This window comes from Hydrobacter penzbergensis (assembly GCF_900106985.1).
GTDB classification, from domain to species: Bacteria; Bacteroidota; Bacteroidia; order Chitinophagales; family Chitinophagaceae; genus Sediminibacterium; species Sediminibacterium magnilacihabitans.
In genome coordinates, this window is sequence record NZ_FNNO01000002.1 from 59,473 (window position 1) to 81,758 (window position 22,286).

14 protein-coding genes and 2 tRNA genes are annotated in these 22,286 nt (G+C 42.7%); 5 read left to right on the forward strand and 11 right to left on the reverse strand.

Features of this window, described 5'->3' with window-relative positions:
- Positions 1-9 precede the first annotated feature (9 nt).
- From BLU98_RS03475 to BLU98_RS03495, 5 genes are all read right to left on the reverse strand, one after another.
- On the reverse strand, positions 10-3,150 hold the full coding sequence (locus BLU98_RS03475) for a SusC/RagA family TonB-linked outer membrane protein (protein ID WP_092722066.1): 3,141 nt from the start codon (positions 3,148-3,150) through the stop codon (positions 10-12).
- A gap of 218 nt (positions 3,151-3,368) precedes the next feature.
- Complete coding sequence (locus tag BLU98_RS03480; protein ID WP_092722068.1) at positions 3,369-4,916, reverse strand: glycoside hydrolase; 1,548 nt, start codon at positions 4,914-4,916, stop codon at positions 3,369-3,371.
- A 35-nt stretch (positions 4,917-4,951) separates the two neighbouring features.
- The gene (locus BLU98_RS03485) at positions 4,952-9,016 is read right to left on the reverse strand and encodes a two-component regulator propeller domain-containing protein (RefSeq protein WP_092722070.1); all 4,065 of its coding nucleotides are present in this window, start codon (positions 9,014-9,016) and stop codon (positions 4,952-4,954) included.
- A gap of 56 nt (positions 9,017-9,072) precedes the next feature.
- Complete coding sequence (locus BLU98_RS03490) at positions 9,073-11,028, reverse strand: alpha-L-arabinofuranosidase family protein (protein ID WP_092722072.1); 1,956 nt, start codon at positions 11,026-11,028, stop codon at positions 9,073-9,075.
- Positions 11,029-11,503: 475 nt separating this feature from the next.
- The gene (locus BLU98_RS03495) at positions 11,504-12,166 is read right to left on the reverse strand and encodes a hypothetical protein (protein ID WP_139173824.1); all 663 of its coding nucleotides are present in this window, start codon (positions 12,164-12,166) and stop codon (positions 11,504-11,506) included.
- On the opposite strand from BLU98_RS03495, the gene BLU98_RS03500 reads away from it, so the two are divergent.
- From BLU98_RS03500 to BLU98_RS03510, 3 genes are all read left to right on the forward strand, one after another.
- Positions 12,144-12,407, forward strand: coding sequence for a hypothetical protein (locus tag BLU98_RS03500; RefSeq protein ID WP_092722076.1), 264 nt, complete (start codon positions 12,144-12,146; stop codon positions 12,405-12,407). The two genes, BLU98_RS03495 and BLU98_RS03500, sit on opposite strands and share 23 nt — an antisense overlap.
- 183 nt (positions 12,408-12,590) lie before the next feature.
- Positions 12,591-13,412 (forward strand): type IV toxin-antitoxin system AbiEi family antitoxin domain-containing protein, encoded by an 822-nt coding sequence (locus BLU98_RS03505; RefSeq protein ID WP_092722078.1) that lies wholly within the window; start codon positions 12,591-12,593, stop codon positions 13,410-13,412.
- The gene (locus BLU98_RS03510; RefSeq protein WP_092722080.1) at positions 13,409-14,212 is read left to right on the forward strand and encodes a nucleotidyl transferase AbiEii/AbiGii toxin family protein; all 804 of its coding nucleotides are present in this window, start codon (positions 13,409-13,411) and stop codon (positions 14,210-14,212) included. The genes BLU98_RS03505 and BLU98_RS03510 overlap by 4 nt, the downstream gene beginning before the upstream one ends.
- A gap of 346 nt (positions 14,213-14,558) precedes the next feature.
- Here BLU98_RS03510 and BLU98_RS03515 read toward each other — a convergent pair.
- From BLU98_RS03515 to dnaA, 3 genes are all read right to left on the reverse strand, one after another.
- Positions 14,559-14,632: transfer RNA gene (locus tag BLU98_RS03515), tRNA-Pro, on the reverse strand.
- A gap of 80 nt (positions 14,633-14,712) precedes the next feature.
- Positions 14,713-14,801, reverse strand: a tRNA-Ser gene (locus BLU98_RS03520).
- A gap of 84 nt (positions 14,802-14,885) precedes the next feature.
- Positions 14,886-16,319, reverse strand: a complete 1,434-nt coding sequence (dnaA, locus tag BLU98_RS03525) for a chromosomal replication initiator protein DnaA (RefSeq protein WP_026769289.1) — start codon at positions 16,317-16,319, stop codon at positions 14,886-14,888.
- 269 nt (positions 16,320-16,588) lie between these two features.
- Between dnaA and BLU98_RS03530 the strand changes: the two genes are divergently transcribed.
- Positions 16,589-16,957 carry a DUF3127 domain-containing protein gene (locus tag BLU98_RS03530; RefSeq protein WP_092722082.1) on the forward strand — a complete coding sequence of 123 codons (369 nt, stop codon included), beginning with the start codon at positions 16,589-16,591 and terminating at the stop codon, positions 16,955-16,957.
- A 2-nt stretch (positions 16,958-16,959) separates the two neighbouring features.
- Positions 16,960-18,543: an NAD(P)/FAD-dependent oxidoreductase gene (locus tag BLU98_RS03535; RefSeq protein WP_092722084.1), complete on the forward strand. Its 1,584-nt coding sequence runs from the start codon at positions 16,960-16,962 to the stop codon at positions 18,541-18,543.
- Positions 18,544-18,810: 267 nt separating this feature from the next.
- On the opposite strand, the gene BLU98_RS03540 is transcribed toward BLU98_RS03535, so the two are convergent.
- From BLU98_RS03540 to BLU98_RS03560, 3 genes are all read right to left on the reverse strand, one after another.
- Positions 18,811-19,449, reverse strand: coding sequence for a response regulator transcription factor (locus BLU98_RS03540; RefSeq protein WP_092722086.1), 639 nt, complete (start codon positions 19,447-19,449; stop codon positions 18,811-18,813).
- Complete coding sequence (locus tag BLU98_RS03545) at positions 19,442-20,230, reverse strand: sensor histidine kinase (RefSeq protein WP_092722088.1); 789 nt, start codon at positions 20,228-20,230, stop codon at positions 19,442-19,444. The genes BLU98_RS03540 and BLU98_RS03545 overlap by 8 nt, the downstream gene beginning before the upstream one ends.
- 1,505 nt (positions 20,231-21,735) lie before the next feature.
- Entirely contained in the window at positions 21,736-22,179 is a 444-nt protein-coding gene (locus BLU98_RS03560; protein ID WP_092722094.1) for a hypothetical protein, read from the reverse strand.
- Positions 22,180-22,286 lie beyond the last annotated feature (107 nt).

Below are 22,286 nucleotides of genomic sequence, written 5' to 3' on the forward strand. Positions count from 1 at the left end.
TATTCATTGTTAGAATCCTATTAATACGCCGGCGTTTAATACCCTTTGAATAGGATATCCAAGCCCTGAAGCCCCCATTTCAGGATCCCATAATTTAAAAGCGCTGAACGTTAAAAGGTTGGTGCCGTTCAAGTAGAGGCGGCCTGTGCTCAAGCCAAGTCGATTCAATGTTTTCGGCGAAAAATTATATCCGATCTCAGTCGACTTCAATCGCATAAATGCACCATCTCTTAACCACCAGGAAGATGGTTGGTTGTTATTATCTGATTGAATGGTATTGAGGCGTGGCCAGAAAGCGTAAGAGCTCCGGTTGTTCTCAGACCAATGATCGCTCGCGATTGCCTGGAGTAATCCGTTCTGGTTTACAAATGGGGTGATCTTAGCAGGATCTATTAAAAAAGAGGTCCTGGCTATACCCTGGAAAAACGCACTGATGTCAAAATTTTTATACCCAACAGAAAAACCAAATCCATATGATATTTCCGGCACTGTAGGTAATCCTATGGGTACATAGTCAGCAATACTAATCTTCCCATCTCCATTCACATCCCTGTATTTAATATCACCGGCCATGATGTTGCCAAACTGTGCAGGTGAGTTATTCACTTCTACCTGGTCTGTAAACAATCTTTCTGCAACAAGGCCATAAATCTGGTTCATCGACTGCCCTACTTTGGAGAGGTTTGCATTCTGTACCGAATATTGAGGCTCTTCATTGACCAGTACTTTACTTTTTGCATAAGTGAATGTACCGCGGGCCTGCATCCACAGGGAATTATTGAAGGTTTTATGGTAATCCAATGCAATGTCTACGCCTTCACTATAAGCTTGTCCTACATTCGACGATATGGCCGTCTGTAGTCCCATAGAAGTAGGAACGGTACTGCGTACCATTAAAATATTGGTTCTGTATTGATGATAAGCATCAACAGTTAATTTAAAGTCGCGCAGAAACGTTGCGTCTAAACCGATATTGGTTTGTTTGGATTGTTCCCAGGTAATATCCTGGTTGTCGTAACGGTTGATATACACGGTGGGGCGGCTATACGTAAAATTGGTACCAAAATTTCCTGCCGATCCGCCATCCAGGCCTACTTGCGACAAATAGAAGAACCGATCTTTCGCGTCACCTATCTGGTCGTTACCAACCAATCCATAAGTAAACCGAAGCTTGAGTTGACTGATGGTATTGAGTAGCGGTTGAAAAAATTTTTCATTCGATACCACCCAGCCACCTCCTACTGAAGGGAAAAAACCAAAGCGATGGTTTGATGCAAAACGTTCGGAACCATTGTATCCGAAATCGAACTCAACCAGGTAGCGGTTGTCATAACCATAAGTGAACCTGCCTGAAACCCCTTCATTCCTGGATGGTAATGACAATTGCAAAGACGGCGCATTGCCTGCGAGATAATTCCGTACGGTTCCTATCAACATACCGCCCACACTGTGCTTGCTGTTAAAGACACGTGCATAATTCAAGGCTACTTCAGCGTAGGTAGTACTGGTAACCGTATCTACTCCGGGTTTATAGGTCAGGTATTCGGTAGGCGCCGGGAATGGGTTCCCCACGCTTCCGTCATTGATCAGAAAAATACCGCCCAATTTTCCATCTACTATACTTGAAGTATAATAAAACGGATTTACCTGGCGGCTTACTGAGAACTTTGCAAAACGGGTCGTATAGGCCATCATTCTCGCCGACAAGCCCGGCGTAAGCGCATCCAGGTTTTGCTTCAGGCTCAATTGAGCAGTCATGGTGCTGGTATTCTTTGACTGGAAGCCCGACAAGGATTGCGCATAAGGGTTATTGTATAATGTGTTGATGGAACCAGGCAAAAGCGCGTTACCGAACAAAGGATGGTTCACATAAGGCAACAGAGCCGAAGGATACACGGCGGGAAAAGCCACAGGATTGCTCCACAAGGCGCTGTTATAAACGGCGGTTCCTCCATTGATAGGCCCGTTATAGCTATCGAACAAACCTTTCAGGCTTACCAGCACTTCGGTTGTTTTGGTAAGATTCAATGTAACATTCGATAAAACAGAATACGATTGAAGCTTCACGTTATTATTGAAACCATTCAATGAATTGTTTTTTAAATTTCCATTGTCGATGTTATACGTCATGGCCAGGTAATACCTTGCTTTCTCCGTGCCTCCGCTCACATTTAAATTGGCCCTTTGGTTATTGCTTGAATTTTTTATCAACTGCTGTATCCAGTTATTGTTGGGGTATAGCAATGGATCATCTCCTTTTACCGTATGATCTATTTTGTTTTGAGAATAAGGCAACGCGCCCAACGGGTTCCTGGTGAGTACCGATTCATTGGCCAGGTTCATGTATGAGATATTATCGGCCAGCCCGATGTTTTTTGTATTGGATGAATTGGAGTTCTCTACCCGCACATTGAACTTCATCTTACTTACCTGTCCGATTTTGGTATTGATGAGGATCACCCCATTGGCGCCTCGTGCGCCATAAACCGATGTAGCGGTAGCGTCTTTGAGAATGGAAAAGCCGGCAATATCATCGGGTTGTAAGCGGGCAAGGTCGGTAGGATTCGATTCGATACCATCGATCAGGATCAGCGGGTCTACTTTTCCGGCACCGAAAGTGCCTACACCACGCACAAAGAAGGATGCATTATCTTGCCCCGGTTCACCGCTTCTTTGAAAGGAGATCATACCGGCAATTCTTCCTGCCAGCATGGTAGTAAGATTGCTCGATGGCCCTTTCAATTCTTTGGGTTCAATAGAAGTTACGGAACTGACAAGTGTTGTTTTTTTCTGGGTTCCGTATCCCACAACTACCACTTCCCCCAACTTATTGTCCTGGGGTTTCAGCAATATATTCAGGATACTGTTTCCCTGTATTTCCACTTCCTGCGTTTCGTATCCAACAGAGGAAAATACCAGTATACCATTTGCAGGAACTTTGATACTGAATGTTCCTTTATCGTCGGCTTTGGTAGCCCTTTGAGGGTTGGTCTTTAAAAAAACAGTGGCTCCGGCCAGTACGGCAGAGTCTGAATGTACTTTTCCGCGAACAGTTATTTCATTCACCTGGGAATTGCCCGTGAGAGAGAAAAAGACCAATATGACCATTGGCAACCCGATGGGGCACCATTTAAATAAGCCTTTTTTCATAAGCAGCGTTTGGTTTAAACTTGATTTAATGTTAGTGTAGATGTTGAGGAATCTTTTGACGCCTGTGGAGGGTCAAAAAATGACGGATCAAGGGCTTCCTCCATGAGGTAGGAATTTCACATGCATGCAATCTTTCTTTTGGTTTATTCAACCAAATTTTTAATTATTTACATGCGCAATTGGGGGGGTAAGGGGTTTATTTTGGAGGGGTAATTCGTTTAAAAGCGAAAAAAAGACCCTTTATAGCCTGATTCAAGCGTTACAATACTTCCTGGCAATACTCGGATAACACTTTCACTGGGATATCTCTTTTTTTCAAGCTGCTGGGAAGCGCTGGTGGTATACGTTACCCAGTCCTGTTTCGTAAAAATTGACCGGCTGTTCTGATCTATGAAGCGTAATTTTTGTTCTTTGGCAGTAGCATTGATGATTATAAATACCAGTTTATGGTTTATCCCGTCTTTATAAGCAGAGACCAGTAGGCTATCTGCCCCGGAAACATTTACCGCAACCCGCTGCATCCCGGGCCTTACAAACCTGCTGTAATTACCAAGTGCCCACAACGTTTTACTGTCGTAATAACGGCCGGCTTCTTTGTTTTTATCGATATAAATGAGTCCGTCTTTGTAATCATAAGGTGAAATAGCTAACCACCATTGCCAGGCTGCGGCATTTCCGGCCACCAGATCTGCATGAATGACTTTTGCTACATACAAAGCAGTGGCTATGCCCGTGTCTCTTCCCCAGCCATTGATCTCTCCTGCATTATCTCCCAACACAGAATACTCTGTTTGCCAATAGCGTAGACCTTTAATCTCTGCAACTTTCCGTGAAATATTGTCCCTGATGCGTATGGCCGCTGGATACGGAGAACTGGTAAAATAGCTGTGGGAAGCCACCACAGGTTCCACTGATGGCAAATGACCAACAAAACCAGCGGACGAATCATTGAAGAAGGCTGCAACCTGGTTGTTTTTCAGCATGCGGTCGCGGCTGTTGAGCAAGTATTGAAGCTGTCCCGATTCCGGGATGATCAGTTTGGTTGATACCATGTTTTCCTGTAAAACTGTATTGAATGTTTTGGCCAGTTCACTGATCTCACGATTGGTATATGGGCTGCCTTCCTGTCCTCCATCGCTCCAGTCCCATTGTGGTTCATTGACCGGACTCAAGTAGTTGAACGTTATGCCTTCTTGTTGTTTGATATGTTTCAACGTTCTGGTTGCATACACTGCAAAAGCACGATACTGATCAGGTGCAATATTACAAACGCCTTTATGTGCAAAAGCTTTTTTATTCCGGGTGAATTCAACAGGCGGGCTATTGAAAAAGCCCAGGAACAATTTCACACCCCGTTGCTTCGCCGCATGCAGAAACCATAATTGCGCTTTTTGCTGCTGCCAGTTGTAGACACCTTTTTTTTCCAGGAAAGAAGAAGCTCTTCGCCATTCATCCCGTATGCCGCTACTATCTCCCTGTTCCCTGCTACCTGCACCAAAATTGAAACGCCATAAACTTAATCCAATTCCTTTAGGGTTGCCGTTATCAAGCGTATCCATGCTGAACAACCAATCGGCCATCTTGTTTTTAGCAGCGTCCTGCCAATTACCAACAAACTGACATGACCATGCATCTGAAGCGCCGAAATTCTCTATTGTCTGAAATGTCTTTTGAAGATTGACCTTTAGATCAATGGCCTCTGCCTGCTGGGCTTGCCCAGGCTCACAGCACAGGCATAATATGAATGTAGCAAGTAATGTGCGCATGAAGAAACTGGTTTTATGATGCAGTCAATATTACACTATTGCAAGCTCAATCTTCTTTTCTTGACCACACTCAAATCTTTATGAAATGTTTTCCTGTATTTTTTCACATACTCCGAAGGGTTCATCCCGAATAACTGTGCAAATCTTTCCCTGAAAAATTTTCTGTCGCTGATACCTACCAGGTACGCAGCTTGCCCAATTGCACAATTCTCGTTAATTAAATAAACAGCTGCACGGCGGAATTTGATGGTACTGATAAATGCGCTGATCGATTGCCCGGAGATCAGCTTTACTTTTTTATACAACGCAGAATGGCTCATACCCATTAACCGCGCCATTTTCTTAACGGTGAAATCGTCGTCACCTATATGTTCTTCTACAATCTCAATACATTCTTTCAAAAAATTCTGGTATTCTTCGGGAACTTTGCTGTGGCTTTCTTTTAAAGTTATCTGGTCAAAGAAATACTGCCGGAGGATATTCCTGTTTGCCAGGATGTTTTGGATTTTAGCAAACAACAGATCTTTGTCAAATGGTTTGGTAATGTACTCATCCGCTCCGTTTTTAATACCTTCCAGTTGCATTTCCGTTGCCAGTGATGCTGTAAGCAGGATCACCGGAGTATGAGAGCTATTTTCATCTTTTTTAATCAATTCACACAATTCCAATCCGCTCATGCCACCCATGCTGATATCGCTGATAACCAAATCGGGCTCTAGTTTATGCACCAGTTCTATTCCTTCTTCACCGCTCTTCGCTTCATAATACAAATAGGTGTTTTGCAACAGCTTCCGCATGTATTGCCTTATCTCATGGTCATCATCGATAAATAAAATGGATCTTTTGTCTGTAAGCATTTCGTCTGTGTCCAATCCATGAATTGCAGAGATATCTTCGCATGCATTTAATACAGTAGTATCCTGGTTATCTATTTGTTTACAATTTTCTAAACTACCGTTAACTGCTTTTTCTTCTATGATCAGCGCAGGGTCGAAACACGACTTGCCTTTGAGCAAGATGACGGTAAAATCGGTTCCCACATCTAATGCACTCTTATAAAAAACCTGTCCCTTATGGGCTTCAACAATGGTTTTAACCAGGTACAGGCCGATGCCAAACCCTTTCTTTGAACTGTTTGCCGCATTCTGGTGGAATTTTTTAAATACGGTCTCTCCCGCTTCTTCAGGAATGCCTTGCCCGGAATCTTTCACCAGTATATGAACAGAATCAAAATATTCTTCAATTCCGAAAGTAATGGAGCCGCTTTCCGGAGTGAATTTGAATGCATTTGACATAAGATTGAAAAAAGCCGTTCCCAGTTTTTCCCGGTCTCCATATACTTCGATCATATCGGCGGTGCATTCAAACAGGAAGCTAATGTGTTTCATCTTGGCTTGCAATACAAAATGCTCGTACACATCCTTACACAAGGCAACCAGGTCAATTTTTTCAATCGTCAGCGAGCCTTCTTCATTTTCCACTTTTTTGAAAAGCAGTATCTGGTTGATCATATTCAGCAATCGCCTGGCGTTCCGGTAAACCACTCCTAATTCATCTTTTACCATTTTTGTTTTACTGCTTTCCAGCATTTCAATCAGCGGGTTGATGATCAGCGTAAGCGGTGTACGGAATTCATGAGAAATATTGGTAAAGAAAGACATCTTCCTTTCCATCAACTCTTTTTCTTTTTCTGTTTTCTCCCTTTCCATCGATGCTTCGATCTGCGACAGTTTCAACTCATACTTCAGTTTCTCTTGTTTTTTGTAATACCAGAGATACGTGTATATCAACCCCAGGAACAACAATAAGTACAATGAATAAGCAATCCATGTTCTGTACCATGGCGGCAGTACTTTAATATTCAGCAGTGCAAAATCTTTACTCCATACCCCGTCGGCATTTATTGTTTTTACATAAAAAGTATATTCACCCTCCTGCAGGCGGGAGTAGTTTGCCGTACGGATATTACTAACCAGGTTCCAGCCTTTGTCCCACCCCTTCAGGTAATAAGCATATTGTACTTTATCTGCATCGGAATAAGCGAGGGCTGTAAAATCGAGCGATAAAATGGCTTTGTTAAAAGGGACTTTGATCAATGATGAAGCATCATCTCCCTCCCATGGTTTATTATCTATTTTAAGGCCCGTTAAGAATACTTTGGGAACAGTTTCTTTTGAAAAAATACTGTCCGGGTAAAAAACATCCATCCCTTTGATACCGCCGAAAATGAATTCACCCGATCTCAAAGCCAATGCAGCGTTGAAACTGAATTGATTGGATTGAAGACCATCTGAGCGGGTGAAATTCCGGAACGTCTTTGCTGAAGGATTGAATCTGCACAAGCCGTTATAAGTGCTCAACCACAGGTTGCCCCGGGAATCTTCGAGTATCCTGAGAATGGTATTATGGGGCAACCCGTCTTCAGTGGTGATTCGCTTATAAGTACCTTGTTGCCGGTTAAATAACAACAGCCCACCACCTTCGGTGCCTATCCAGAAATTGTTTTTTTTATCTTCATAGATAGAGCGAACCGGGTAGCCAAGGTTAAAGATTTTATGGCGTTTTTTGTTCACATCGATAAGCAGGAGCGATGTATAATCGCCGCCCCATAAATTACCTGCTTTGTCTTCGGCAAGGCATTGCACATTGCTAATTGCTGTATCAAATAATTCGAACTTATCTATTGTCCTGTTGTAAGTGTACAGAAAACCCGGATTACTGGTACTTGCCCAGAGCCTTTTCTTTTTATCCTCATACACCAGCCAAACCTTATCTTCAATGGTATTTCTGAATGGGTTGAAACATGTATAATGTTTAAACCCTTGACTGGAGCGATTATACCGGTTCACACCGCCCGACCAGGCCGATACCCATATTTCGTTCTTCGAGTCGCGTACGATGTTGGTGATATAATTGCTGCTTATGGAATTTTGACCGGAATGTATGAACTCTGTATAGGTATTCCGTGCCCTATTCCAATAGCGGAGACCTGAGCCATCTGTACCTATCCAAACATTGGATTGTTCATCTTCGCACAAAGACAATATATAATCTTTCGATACATTTATTTTACTGTTGAAGGTATTGGATATCGTATGAAAATAATTGGTCTTTGTTTCCATGATATTGATACCTCCCCGTAAAGTAGCAATCCATTTCCTTCCTTCAAAGTCTTCATAAACAGCATAAATGGCATTACTGTTGATCTCATTTCCCGGGTTCTGAAAACGGGTTGGGTATTTCAATGATGGCGACAACATCCACAAACCATCACCATCCGATGAAATCCATATCGTGCCCTGCTTGTCTTCCAGAATGCCCGATACATTCACTCTTGACTGGAAGAGGTTGTTCGTATATGCATGTATTTTAGTATCAAATTTGTACAGGCCTGATGAGTTTCCTACAAACAGGTTACCCTCTTTATCTATGCTCATACATCCGGCTTCGGTAATGGTCTGGCTCACCAATGACAAGGTATTTTTTGAAAAATCATATTTGCAAAGTCCGTATTCATTTACAAATACCCATAATTGATGGCGTACCGAGTCGTACCTGATGCCGTTTACATCATACCTATTCTGAGCTCCTTTGAGCAGAGGAAATGAAATTTGCCGGCCTGTTAATTCGCCCGGTTTAAATACTATCAATCCGTACAACTGTGCTCCTGCAAACAAAAGATCACCCACCTGGCAAAACTCATGCACGCCCGTGTTTAATTTTTGTATAGCGTTTGATTTGAATTTTATTTCCGGCGTATGAAATTTTGAAGTGGCAGGATCATATACACTTACTCCTTTGGAAGCCCCTATCCATATATGGTTCAGCTTATCTTCCTTGAGGCAATAAATATGATTATCTATCAGCGAAAGGCTGTCGCCTATTCTATTTCGGAACACCTTGAACGAGTAAGCATCATACCTGTTCATGCCATCGTAGGTCCCGAACCACATAAATCCGTTGTGGTCCTGCAAAATGCAGGTAACGAAATTATTCGACAACCCATTCTCAATGCCCAGACACCTGATGGACACATGGTCATTGGCAAACAGTGATCTGCCGGAAAACAAGCATAATATGACAAGCCAGCAATACCTCATTGGCGTTGATCGATTGTTTCATGTATAATCCAATGCATAAAACAGGTTTATAACAGTCAGCTTCCCCGTATATATTTTATTCGCATTACACTGAGCGAATAAGGAGGTGCCGCATATTGTAACCCCTTTTTTTGCAAGGATATTATTGATTCTTTGGGTAACAGGTTGAATGGTTGTTCAAATGAATTCGTTGTTTTTAAATCACCGCTTTGCAACACTGTCAATTTGCCGTCTTTGCATTTTCCAGTGCCTTGTATAATAAAATTGCAGTCCTGCCGCCGCGCAGATGCATTGACCATTTTGAGGATCAACTCTCCGGAAACAGTGTCCATCACAGCAGATGCATACAAGCTATCGGATCTTTGAGTTCCTCCTATAGAGGAATTAATAGAGAGCAGCTTGCTGCCTTTGTTGTTTGAAAACAGCTTTTGTACATAATAGCTGGGTGTGCCGTAGATACTCAAGTTGTTGGTCCAGATGAGATCCGGCGCCCATTGCCAACCCTCTGCATGAGCAAAGAGCGGTGCGTAAGAAGCCATCTGCACCACATCGGCATTGCGTTCCATGCCAGTCATGAATGCCGCTTCTGCCAATGCGGCCAGCCAGTTGCTTTTGTCTTGCGGTCCCGTTGCATTATTTACATGTGCCGCATATTCTCCGGCAAATACTTTGCTTCCGTTTCTCGGGTAATGATCATAACGACTGGTATTGGCGAAAAACCATTCGGGGCGGCGATAATAATGTTCATCGATCAGGTCGGCATTTCTTTTTCTTAACGCCGTATTCAGGAAATCAAATCTTTCTCCTTCCGGATCCGTGCCTGAACTGTTTATCAGTTTGATATATGGATATTTATTTTTGATGGCTTTTGTGAAGACATCCAACCGCTCCAGGTATTGAGGTCCCCAATTTTCATTACCAACACCCATCATTTTTAAATGAAAAGGGGCGGAATGGCCCATGGATGCTCTCACTTTACCCCAGGTAGTGGTAGTATCACCATTGGCAAACTCGATCAAATCCAGTGCATCCTGCACATAAGAATCTAACTGGTGCATATCGGCCACTTCTGCACTATTGAACTGGCAAGCCATTCCACAATTGAGAATGGGCAACGGGGAAGCGCCTATATCTTCCGCCAATTGAAAATATTCGTAAAAGCCCAACCCGAAAGTTTGAAAATAATCGGGGGCGGATCTGTGTGCGAACTCAACATTCCACCTGTTCATGATCAATTGGCGTTCTTCGACCGGACCAATTGTTTTTTTCCATTGATACCTGTTGTTGAGGTCCCGCCCTTCTACAATACATCCGCCGGGAAAACGGATAAAACCGGGTTTTAGATCTGCCAGCATTTGTACCATATCTGCGCGCATACCACCAGGCCTTCCCTTCCATGTATCGGAAGGAAAAAGAGAAACCATATCCAGTCTTATATAGCCGTCACCCATAAAATCAATTCTCAATTTCGCTTTAGGGCAGGTAGCATGCGATAAAAAGCTTGCCGATTGCTTATGCCAGTTGCCATCTTTGATGGTGGGGATGAAGATCGTATCGCCTAAAACATTTCCCGTTGAATCGATCAGCGAAATATGGAGCTGGATTTGTGCAGCAACAGGTTGGCTGTACAAAAGCGAAAAGAAATACCGTATATCTTTTTTCACACCCATACCCCTGAAACCATCGTTGATCAATGCGAGATCGCCTTTGGCCGCTTGTTGAACATGCACTGATATATACCGGGGGTTTGCAGTATGGGTATCCTGCCTGTTTTGTACTATTACAGTGCCTTCCCTAAATTTCTTTTGTTTAACCGTCCAACCCGTCAATGGGCTGGAAAATTCGAAAGAACGGTTTTTAACCAATTCTGCATAGATACCGCCATCCGCGCCAAAATTGATGTCTTCAAAGAAGATGCCCCACATGGTAGGCTGTATATCTGCAACAGGCTTGCTGGCATCTACCGTCCATGTTCTTACAGGCTGCGCCTTTGCGATTGCCCAGCTAAGCATACATGGTAATACAAAATATAATATTCTGCTAAGCTTTATCATGACTGTGTAAGGATTATGGCTGTTGGATGAGTGATGCGTGTGTAAATGTAGTATAGCAGCACTCCCGGGAGAAGGAGCCGTTCTGGTAAACGGTAGCGATCTATGTATATATAATAGGGCATCTCTGGCAAGCATCGGTGTTTGGGCATATTGTGATATGGCCACGTTATAACAAATATAAGTGATTGAAATTATAAATGTATTTTTTACACTTATTTTTTGACACTTTTAATCTCCCGTCTGGATAGTCGGAATGGCTGCCTCCTAATAAAAGGGAGATGCTGGGAAATAGTGCTGGCAGGCAAAATAAGAGGCAGGATAAAAATCCTGCCTGTAAACAATTAGTTATCAATAAATTCTGAAATCAAAAACATATCTATAGATATGAATCAAAGATATATTTTTCACATATAAACACGGCTGGCAAATGCGTTTACCAAGTCGAACCATTCACTTTTTTTAATGCATCGCCTGATAAGACAATAGCAGAGCTGTCTGATACTTTTACCCGCAGGTTTTTAACCTGTGCGTGACCTACATCCAATATGGAATGGTCTTTAATAGTTGCCTGAACAAAATGAATAGACATCCCTTCATCAAAATTACTCTCCTGCTGACCTTTAACAGTCACGAGAACCCCGTCCTCATTATGAAATGCAATCTTTCCCTTTTGTACATGATCGGAAGGTTTTTTCCGGTAATCTGGTGAGATTTCAAATTTTACTGCTGACGAATCACTTTGATTCACCACTACGGAGTCCATTTCCGGATCCAGGGTTTCCACCTCAAAGTGCGATTTACCCATAATGTTTGCAGTAATATTTTTCTGCTTGAGCCTGCGCATCTCAAAATTGATATTCATACCTGTTACAGATAAGAGCTCGGGTGAGAAAATTCTGACAGGCGCTGAGTTTTCCAGGATATATTTTTCATACGGATTGGCAGGAACGTAATCAAATGTGAGAAACAAAGTATCATGCTTTATGTTCGCTTTCACCTCTCCGTGGCGATCGTTGACCCATTCTTGTAACAGGCGGACAGATGGCTTTTCGCTTTGCTCATAAAAGATATGTGTGTCGTTCCCTCCCGATGCCAAGCTGTTTTACAAAGTGGTTTTCAGCCGCTGGTTTTTGTGGCTGGCTATTATGCTGTTTCTCACCAATCTTTATAAGTGGTGTATTCATTACAGTGATAACCAGAAGGAGATCAAGTTGGAGCAGATGGAAAACGACCGGATAAGGAAGTCTTGGAACTATATGTATAACAATAATGGTAAAGAAGTAAAAAAGCTGATGGAGACGGCTTATATCAGGTCGGGAGAAACTGAAAATAAATAATTGTAGAGCATTGCAAATACCGTGTATTCGCAATTATGACGGTTGTTAGCTTGTATTTCATAGTCGATCAGTCAGGTTTATCCTGACCTATTAACTATGATTGCAAAAAAATACCTCCATTTGTATATCAAGATAGATTATTTTTCATATCATTGTAGTCAGGTTTAACCTGACCATGCAACTATGAGAAATAAGTACATTTCTACACAGTCAAATCAACTCTTATCATACTTTAATGAGAGGGATAGATTTTGCTTTGGTTATGGAGAGGCTTTTAAGGCTTTACCGGAATCAAGTGAGAGCGCAGTAAAAGAATTACTAAGCGATATGACCAAACGAGGTCTTTTAATGCGCTTAAAAGAGGGTGTTTATTATATTATACCCTACGAACAAGATGCTGAAACATTTATGCCCGACTGGCACTTAATACCGGAGTTTATTGTAAAAGATGCCCAATATTATATTGGCTACTATTCTGCATTGCAAATTCATGATCTTATTACACAGCCATCACTGAAAGAGCAAATTGTAGTTTCCAAGCAACTCAGACCTTCAGTAATTAAGATTAAAAACGTTCCCTTTCAGTTTATATACCATAATCCGGATCACTTCTTTGGTATGAAAAAGATTTGGATTGACAACTTTCATAAAGTGCAATGTTCAGATCTTGAAAAAACGGTTATCGACTGCCTTTTTAAGCCTGATTATGCAGGAGGCATCGTTGAGATTGCAAGAGCAATCGGAATTTCTGCAAACCAAATTAAATTTGATAAGCTATTGGAATACGCAAAAAGGTTTAAGTCACAGGCGGTTATTAAGCGGCTTGGCTTTCTCCTGGAACTATTAGAAATTGATAATCCGATTATAGAAAAATTGCTAAAGGAGAAGACGGCCTCTTATGTTTTATTAGATACTGAACTACCCAAGTCAGGAAAAATGATAAGCAGGTGGGGCATCCAGCAAAATTTGGAAACAGAAACCATTAAATCAGCTATTTACACATGATTAAACCCGGAGAAATACAGCAAAAGGCAAGAGAAGTCGGCGTTCGTGACCAGCAGATAGAGAAAGACTATATTCTCTCCTGGATATTAAAAGGTGTGTCTCAACATGACCAGCTTTCAAAAATCATTGTATTCAAAGGTGGCACTGTATTAAAGAAAATCTACTTCCCAGACTACAGGTTTTCAGAAGACCTCGATTTTACATTGTTGACCAACGAGATCACCAATGAGCAAATATTTGCCTGGTTTAAAGAAGCATTTGAATTTATCCGGGACGAAGCAAATATTCCCCTTGACATAATCGACAATAATGAGCATGAAGATGGTGGAATAAACTTCTATATCAGTTATGTAGGGCCATTGGGTGGACAAGGAAACAATAAACGGGTAAAAGTAGATATTTCCAGAAGTGAAAAGCTGGAATTTAAGCCTGTCTTAAACCCTGCTTTTATTGATTATACTGATTTGGAAGAATACGATCTTCTATGTTACCCACTGGAAGAGGTATTGATTGAAAAGCTACGCTCTGTAATGCAGCGTATGGCAGCAAGGGATTTCTACGATATCTGGTATTTATTGGTAGAGCATGGGATGGAAGCTGATTTTTACTTAGATGAGTTCAGGAATAAATGCGCAAGCAAGGGATTAAACCCGACAGATTTTCATAAGAAGTTAACAGAACGCCTACCCCAATACAAAGGCCGTTGGAAAAGTTCCATGAGCGAACAGATAAAAGACTTACCTGAATTTGATAAAGTAGAAAGAGAGGCTCTGAGACAACTAAAACAAATTAAGCTGTGACAATATCATGAACAAAAAGACTTTATCGGAAAGAGATTCGCTATCAATCAGATAAAATGGTTCGAATCCTCGAATGATTACAAGCATCATCACAACCAATTGATAATGGAATATTTACACTAAGGCATCTAATAAACTCATGGAATAACTCAAGAAATTAATTTGACACGATTTGATATCAATTAAGAAAATCACTCTTGTTGAAAATGCGATAATCACTTGAAGGCAAGTGGGTTAAAACTCAGTAAAGTACTCAGTTCATCACTCAGTAAAAAGAGGGAAAATGATTTATATTAGGATGATATATAAAACAAAAAGCTTGCAAGTCAATGACTTGCAAGCTTAGTCGGGAAGACAGGATTCGAACCTGCGACCCCCTGGTCCCAAACCAGGTGCGCTACCGGCCTGCGCTACTTCCCGCATTGTCCACCGAAGCCTTGGCGAAGGTGGATTGTCATTTAGGTAACACCCACCTTCGTTAAAACTTCGGTGGGCAGGTGCGGTGAGGGCGGGATTCGAACCCGCGGTACAGTTTGACCCGTACGGCAGTTTAGCAAACTACTGATTTCAGCCACTCATCCACCTCACCGGGCTGATAAAGCCTTTTCCCTTTTGGAAAGGGCTGCAAAAATAGGGATAGGGAACTTAAATACCTAAAATAAATTCAGGGAATTTACATGGCTGCCAGCTGCACCTTCTGGGTCAATTCCATTACGTTTTCACGGAAAATAGAATCGGTATCCATCAGGTCTTTCACCGTCTGGCAGGAATGGATAACCGTGGTATGATCACGGCCTCCGAAATGTTCTCCGATCGTTTTAAGGGAGTTCTTGGTAAAAGCTTTAGCCAGGTACATAGTGATCTGGCGGGCCTGCACGATCTCACGCTTACGCGTTTTCTGCAATAATTTATCGTAAGGAACATCAAAATATTCACACACCATTTTCTGAATGGCATCGATGGTAATTTCTTTGCTGCTGGTCTTGACAAAATTGCGCAATACTTTTTTGGCCAGCTCCACGTCGATGTCTTTTTTATTCAAAGACGACTGTGCCAGCAGGGAGATCAACGCCCCTTCCAGTTCGCGTACATTGGTATTGATATTGTATGCCACATATTTGACCACTTCTTTGGGCATATCCAACCCATCGTTCTTCATCTTGCGCTCCAGGATCTCGATTCTTGTCTCATAATCAGGTACCTGCAAGTCTGCACTCAATCCCCAACGGAAACGGCTCAGCAACCGCTCCTGCATACCGTCCAGGTCTTTTGGCGCTTTATCTGAAGTGAGTACCAGCTGTTTGCCACTCTGGTGCAGGTGGTTGAAGATGGCGAAAAAAGCATCCTGGCTTTTTTCTGCGCGGCTGAAGAACTGCACATCATCAATGATCAGCACATCGATCAACTGGTAAAAATGTATAAAATCGTTGATGGCATTATTACGGCTATGGTCCTGGAACTGGTTGATGAATTTCTCACTGCTCACATACAATACCACTTTACCGGGATGCATCCTTTTAACGTCGTTTCCAATGGCCTGGGCAAGGTGCGTTTTACCCAATCCAACACCACCGTAAATCACCAGGGGGTTGAATGAGTTGGCGCCAGGTTTCTCAGCTACCGTTTTGCCCGCCCGCCTGGCCACACGGTTACAATCTCCCTCTATAAAAGAGTCGAAAGTATACATCTGGTTGAGCTGGGGATCGATCTGCATTTTCTTCAGACCGGGAATAACAAAGGGATTCTTCACCGGGTTGTCGATCACCAGCGGAAAATTCATTTCATTGTTATTATAGGTCTTCATGCCGCTGGCAGGCACGTCCATAGAACCATTGCGGCCATTGGTGTTGCCGCTGTCCACCATAATACGGTATTCCAGCCGGGCTTCTTTGCCCAGCTCCCGCTTAAGGGTCTTGGCCAGCAGGTTTACATAATGCTCTTCGAGGTATTCATAAAAGAACTGACTGGGCACCTGGATCATGAGTACGTTCTCTTTCAGTTCTACCGGGTTGATAGGCTCAAACCATGTTTTGAAATGTTGCCATTCTACAATGTCTTTGATGATCTTCAAACAATTGCTCCATACTAATTCAGCGCTCTTAACCATAGATGAAAACGAACGAGTTTATATAATGAGTTATAGTAGTATGCCCCCTTTCTTACACTCCCCATTAAGGTACCCAAAAAATACATACGAGTCTGCGAATATGTAGACTTTATGTTGAAAAAAAAATTTTTTATTCCCTTGTTTTTTTCATTAGGAAAACAGTTCACAGCCCGCAGCGTTAAGATACACTTTAAATGACAGTAAACGAAGATTTTTTAAGCCAACAGTGAATTTTAATATTAGTTTTGTCTCTTTCAAAAAAACATAGTATGTCGTATGAGATTACAGGCAAACTGGTAGCCCGGTTTGAGATTGTGCAGCGCACCGAAACATTCAAGACAAGGGAGTTCGTGATTGAAAAATCAGAAGATATTGGTGGAAGAGTTATTACCAATTATGTTAAGTTCCAATGCGTGCAGGATAAAACCGCCATGCCGGACCGCTTCAACATTGGTGATGATGTAAAAGTGCAGTTCAACATTAAAGGAACCAAGTGGGTGAAAGACGGGCGTGAAAATTATATTACCAACCTGGACGCCTGGAGAATGGAAACGGTTAAACTGTCGCAGGAATCGGGACAATCCGATTACAATGACATGCCACCTCCTGCCGAGATGGTAGACGACCTGCCCTTTTAGGTATGCAATCACAGATTACGCTCAAACTCAGTCCCGCTGAAGCGGCCGATGCTGCAATCGTGCGCAATTATATTGCACGCTCGGCCGGCAAAACCGATGCGGCCATTACAGGTTATCATATCCTCAAACAATCCATCGATGCCCGTGGCAGACAGGTATGGATCAACCTCACGGTACTGGCTTTTATTGACGAACCCTTTCACCTGCGGGAAAATATTCGCGTATCATTCAGGGATGTGAGCCGGTCACCCTACAGTGTAATCATTGTGGGTGCAGGTCCAGCCGGTTTATTTGCAGCATTGCGCCTGCTGGAAGCCGGCATCAAACCGGTGATCCTGGAAAGAGGTAAAAATGTGCGGGACCGCCGCCGCGACCTCGCTGCACTGAACAAGGCGGGTATCGTGAACCCGGAAAGCAATTATTGTTTTGGCGAAGGTGGAGCAGGCACTTATAGCGACGGTAAATTGTATACCCGCAGTAGTAAGCGTGGCAACATCAATCGCGTCTTGCAGCTTTTTCACCAGTTCGGCGCCGAAGAAAATATTTTATATGAAGCGCATCCGCATATCGGTACCAATAAATTACCGCATATCATCACGGCGATGCGGCAACAGGTTATCGATGCCGGCGGTGTTTTTCTTTTTGAAAAAAAACTGACCGACCTGGTCATCAGCCAGCAGGAAATCAAAGGCGTTATAACAGCCGATGGAGAGATATTGAAAGCCGATGCTGTTGTATTGGCAACCGGCCATTCTGCCCGCGATGTATTCGAACTGCTGCACAGGAAAAATATCCTCATAGAGGCCAAACCTTTTGCACTTGGTGTTCGGATTGAGCATCCTCAGTCGTTGATCGATTCCATACAATACCACAACCCCATTCGCGACCCATTCCTGCCACCTGCATCTTACGGCGTAGTAGAACAAGTTAACGACAGAGGGGTTTTCAGCTTTTGCATGTGCCCCGGTGGCATCATTGCTCCTGCTGCCACCCATCCCGGCGAACTGGTAGTGAACGGCTGGAGCCCCAGTAAGCGCAACAATGTGCATGCTAACAGCGGCATGGTAGTACAAATAACATTGGAAGATGCTCAAAAACATTTTGCGCGCACGAGGCCCCAATTATTATCCTCACCGCTACTGTTGATGTATTTTCAACAAGCCGTTGAACAAGCCGCATACCAGGCCGGGGGTGGTGCATTGGTAGCACCCGCTCAACGGGTGGTTGATTTTTGTATGGGCAACGCGTCTACCGACCTGCCTGACTGTAGTTACCTGCCCGGTATCACGCCTGCAAATCTTGGCGCCGTGCTGCCTGGCTTCGTATATCAAAGTCTTCAGGCCGCATTGAAAGCATTTGGCAATAGAATGCGTGGATATTACACGAACGATGCGGTGGTGGTAGCAACAGAAAGCAGGACCTCTTCTCCCGTACGCATCCCCCGGCACAACCAAAGCCTGGAACATCCCCAGATCAAAAAACTGTATCCCTGTGGTGAAGGCGCCGGCTATGCCGGAGGAATTGTTAGTGCAGCGATGGATGGAGAGCGGGTGGCCGAACAGCTGATTTTAAAACTACAAGCTTAAAAATAAAGGAGAGGTGGAAACCTCTCCTGCCCCAATATAAATCAACGTCTGAGAAAAATTACAGTGATTGTTATTCTGACCAACAAGATGGAAAAGTCAGAGAGTCAGAGATAGCAAGCCATCTTCCCCCCGGATATGACCGCTATCTCTTATGATCAGGTACTTTTTAAGTTACCCTCAACTCCCTTTCATGAAGCAAACTTAGGTGAGCGGAATGGCCCAGCATACGTGAAAAACACCCATTTTTTAGGGGAAAATCACCCTCTTTTACAGCACTACAATGCCGTTCCTGATGGCGTAGATAGCCAGACCTACCCGGGTAGTTACATTGAGTTTCTGGAAAAGAGCATCCCGGTAGCCGTCTACCGTACGTACGCTCACGCCCATTTCATCGGCAATTTCTTTATAGGTCTTATCGGTGCAGGTCCAGCGGAGAAAAGCCAGTTCTTTTTCATTCATCATAGAACGCAAGCCTTCTTCGCTGATATATTTGTCATTGGCTTTCATACGGGGTGTAAGCAGCTCGTTATAATAATACCCCTTTTCATATACATGGTGCAGTGCATCGCGAAGCTCTTCCGGTTCACAGTCTTTGAGAATGTAACCCCTTGCGCCGTTTTTCAGCATACGGATGACCACCAGGTCATTCTTGATCATGCTCAACGCCACTACTTTAACCTGGGGGTGATGCTGTTTGATCCAGCGGGCCGTTTCAACGCCATCCATTACCGGCATGGTAATATCCAGCAGTGCAATATCCGGTAGTCCTTTTTCTTTAAGCTGTTCAATGAACTCCTCGCCATTGCCTGCCTCTATGGTTACCTTGAAATCCTGTAACATATTGATCAGTACGGCCAGGCTTTTGCGTAGTACCACATGATCATCTACCAATGCAATCTTAATCATAATTATGTGCTTTAAATAAAAGGTTAACGATGGTACCTCTGTCCTCTTCGCTATGAACGGTAGCCTGGGCGCCTATTATTTTTGCCCGTTGTTCAATACTGAGCAATCCGATACCGGGTTTGAACCCTTCTTTTTTACGATCAAAACCTTTGCCATTGTCTTTGATCATGATCTGGATATCCTCTTCCTGTTTAAAAATATTGATACTTACATGGGTGGCGCCCGAATGTTTCACCATATTGTTCAACGCCTCCTGTATCATACGGAACAGGAAAATGGTTTTGTTTTTATCTACCGCCAATGGCTCTACCTGCGTACTGAAAGTGGTAGTGAACAATCCTGTTTTTTCCAACTGCTCCAATTCATGCCTGATGGCTATGATCAGACCTTCTTCCAATAACCTGTCGGCATAATACCCGGCACTCAACGCCCTCAGTTCACGGATGGCTTTACCCACCAGTTCAGAGATATCATTCAGTTTTTCATTGCCGCCCACTTCCATGGCCAGGATGCTCAGGTTTACTTTGGCAAGGCTCAGTATCTGCCCTACATTATCGTGTATTTCCTGGCTCACTGTTTTGAACGTCTGTTCCTGCATTTCCAGCTGTGCCTGCAACAACTCTTGTTGTACCTGTGCCTCCCTGACTTTTTTCTCCAGCAACATTTTCTTTTTACTCCTCAAAAAATTAAGCACCACCAACAGCATCATGAAACCAAACAGCAATACAAAAAAGCTGCCGGTGAGTACCGCTATGATCAGATTGTTTTTTTCTTCCTGCATAATATGAAAGCTGTTATGAAACAGCCGTGTAAAATTATACTCAAAACCTGGGGGATGATATTATAAAGATACAGACCCATGAACTTAATGTTCGCATGCTGTAGGGTTTTATGCAATACGAATGACGAGCCGGTCCCGGAAAAGTAGGCAAATATGCCCACAGCCATCCAGAAATCAGGTAAAGAAAGCACATTCTCTTCTCCCGCATTGATGAATAACTCGTAAAAATAAATACAGGAAAGAATTATAAAACAAAGGCCGTGCAATGCCATCAAATAAAAATAGGGTTCTATATACACGTATAAAAAAAAGAACAAGAACAGGTAGTTAGCGATAATAACGACCGCCACACTTTCGGTTATTTTTTTTAGCGCCGAGTTTTTAAAGACTTTCCAAAAAAAACGGCCGTAGAAAATGGTTTCCATAATGCTTACCCATAGATAGATATGGACATTACCATTGGGACAGTCAGTCCGGTTAAATGTAGTCCAATAATACGTAGCTCCAATTTCTGCATATAACACAAAAAATAAAAAAGGAATAGCGTACACATACCAGGTGCCCTTTAGCTTTTTATAACTAAAAAAAGCTGCTACCAGGCTAATGAATTCAGATATGACGCTTAAAGATATATGCATATAATTGGATTTCTCAGCTAGTGGCACTGGACAACCCCGCTTGCTTCTTTCTGCATAGTATGAAAGCTGTTATAATGCATACTCATTTAATGGCTGTTTTGTGCATCTCCGAACTCAATAATTTTGTCTGCTTTTTCCTGATTAATACAAATGCGACCACAGGGCTCCCATACAAAAGTACACTCAACACCTGGCTGATAAAACTATAAAGAGGTAAACCCATTATCCGCATAGACGGATTTTTTAATATACTATGCATCACAAAGGAAAGACTTGTTCCAGTGAAGAAAATGAATATTCCCGATGCGATCCAAAAAGGGGGTAGTGTCAATATCGAATCTCCTTCTTCAGAATACAAGAATAACTCATAAAAATAGACACAACATAAAAGAGTAAGGTATAGGCCCGCTACTGTATATCCATAAAAAAAAGGTTCAATATAATGCTTGAAAAAGAAAAATAGGGACAAAAAATAGAAGGCCAGGAGAGAGGTGAAGACAACGATCAATTTCCTGAAAAAAGCGTTTTTAATTTCAGTATAAAGAAAATAGCTCAAGAACCCTAGCATCACAATAACTACCCATACATAAATATGTGTATTGTCCCGTTCTTCCGGCTTCAAAGTAGGTGATATAACATACTTAAAATAACCGGCTCCTAATTCTGCGTAAAGGATAAATGCCAGATAGTAAATAAAATAAAAATAGATAGTCCCTTTCAGAAACTTGTAATTCCACAGTGCCGCTAAGAGGCAAATCAATTCCACAATATGATTCAATTCTATTCGCATACTATTACCATGTCCGGATATTAAGCAACCCTATTCGCTGTAGCTTACTCGTAAAATATTATAAGCTATCCATTTTATTATGGCTGGGTTTGTCCAACATTATAAGGGGGCGTTGGCGTTGTCACACCACCGTACGGATTTGTAGGATCCGGAACAGGTGTTGCATCAGTTTTAGCTCCTTCCCTGCCATAGCTTTCCTCAATGTGTTTGTTGAATTGATGTTTGTGCTTTCCATTACCTGATGTAGCATCCGCTATGTACACGCTGGGGGTCATCAATACACTCAGCTTGTTATCCTTCTGACTAATATAGGGCAGGAAACTGATACACCGGTCATCAGGATCGGTGATATTCATGCCTATCAATTCCTTTTCCGCAATATCCAGAAAAGCCCTGAGTTCTGCAATGGTATAACTAATCGATTCCCGGTAATATGGTGTTCCCGCAAACTGTTTGCGGTATGCATCAATACCTTGCCTCGCTTCGGAGGCCGGTACATGTTTGCCTTTAGCTTTATTCATGGTATAGAGTTTTTGGTTGATCGGTAAAAATAAACAACGGCGGAGACCCCGCAACCGTTTTTTCACCCATTTTTCAGGAATGTTTCCGCTGGTGTAAATATTTCACC

Bases quoted from the DNA above. Each gene is read 5' to 3' on its own strand.
- BLU98_RS03505 (WP_092722078.1), top strand. From the start codon at position 12,591: ATGAGAAATAAGTACATTTCTACACAGTCAAATCAACTCTTATCATAC.
- BLU98_RS03560 (WP_092722094.1), bottom strand. From the start codon at position 22,179: ATGAATAAAGCTAAAGGCAAACATGTACCGGCCTCCGAAGCGAGGCAA.
- BLU98_RS03540 (WP_092722086.1), bottom strand. From the start codon at position 19,449: ATGATTAAGATTGCATTGGTAGATGATCATGTGGTACTACGCAAAAGC.
- BLU98_RS03545 (WP_092722088.1), bottom strand. From the start codon at position 20,230: ATGCAGGAAGAAAAAAACAATCTGATCATAGCGGTACTCACCGGCAGC.
- BLU98_RS03530 (WP_092722082.1), top strand. From the start codon at position 16,589: ATGTCGTATGAGATTACAGGCAAACTGGTAGCCCGGTTTGAGATTGTG.
- BLU98_RS03475 (WP_092722066.1), bottom strand. From the start codon at position 3,150: ATGAAAAAAGGCTTATTTAAATGGTGCCCCATCGGGTTGCCAATGGTC.
- BLU98_RS03480 (WP_092722068.1), bottom strand. From the start codon at position 4,916: ATGCGCACATTACTTGCTACATTCATATTATGCCTGTGCTGTGAGCCT.
- BLU98_RS03490 (WP_092722072.1), bottom strand. From the start codon at position 11,028: ATGCTTAGCTGGGCAATCGCAAAGGCGCAGCCTGTAAGAACATGGACG.
- BLU98_RS03510 (WP_092722080.1), top strand. From the start codon at position 13,409: ATGATTAAACCCGGAGAAATACAGCAAAAGGCAAGAGAAGTCGGCGTT.
- BLU98_RS03535 (WP_092722084.1), top strand. From the start codon at position 16,960: ATGCAATCACAGATTACGCTCAAACTCAGTCCCGCTGAAGCGGCCGAT.
- dnaA (WP_026769289.1), bottom strand. From the start codon at position 16,319: ATGGTTAAGAGCGCTGAATTAGTATGGAGCAATTGTTTGAAGATCATC.
- BLU98_RS03485 (WP_092722070.1), bottom strand. From the start codon at position 9,016: ATGAGGTATTGCTGGCTTGTCATATTATGCTTGTTTTCCGGCAGATCA.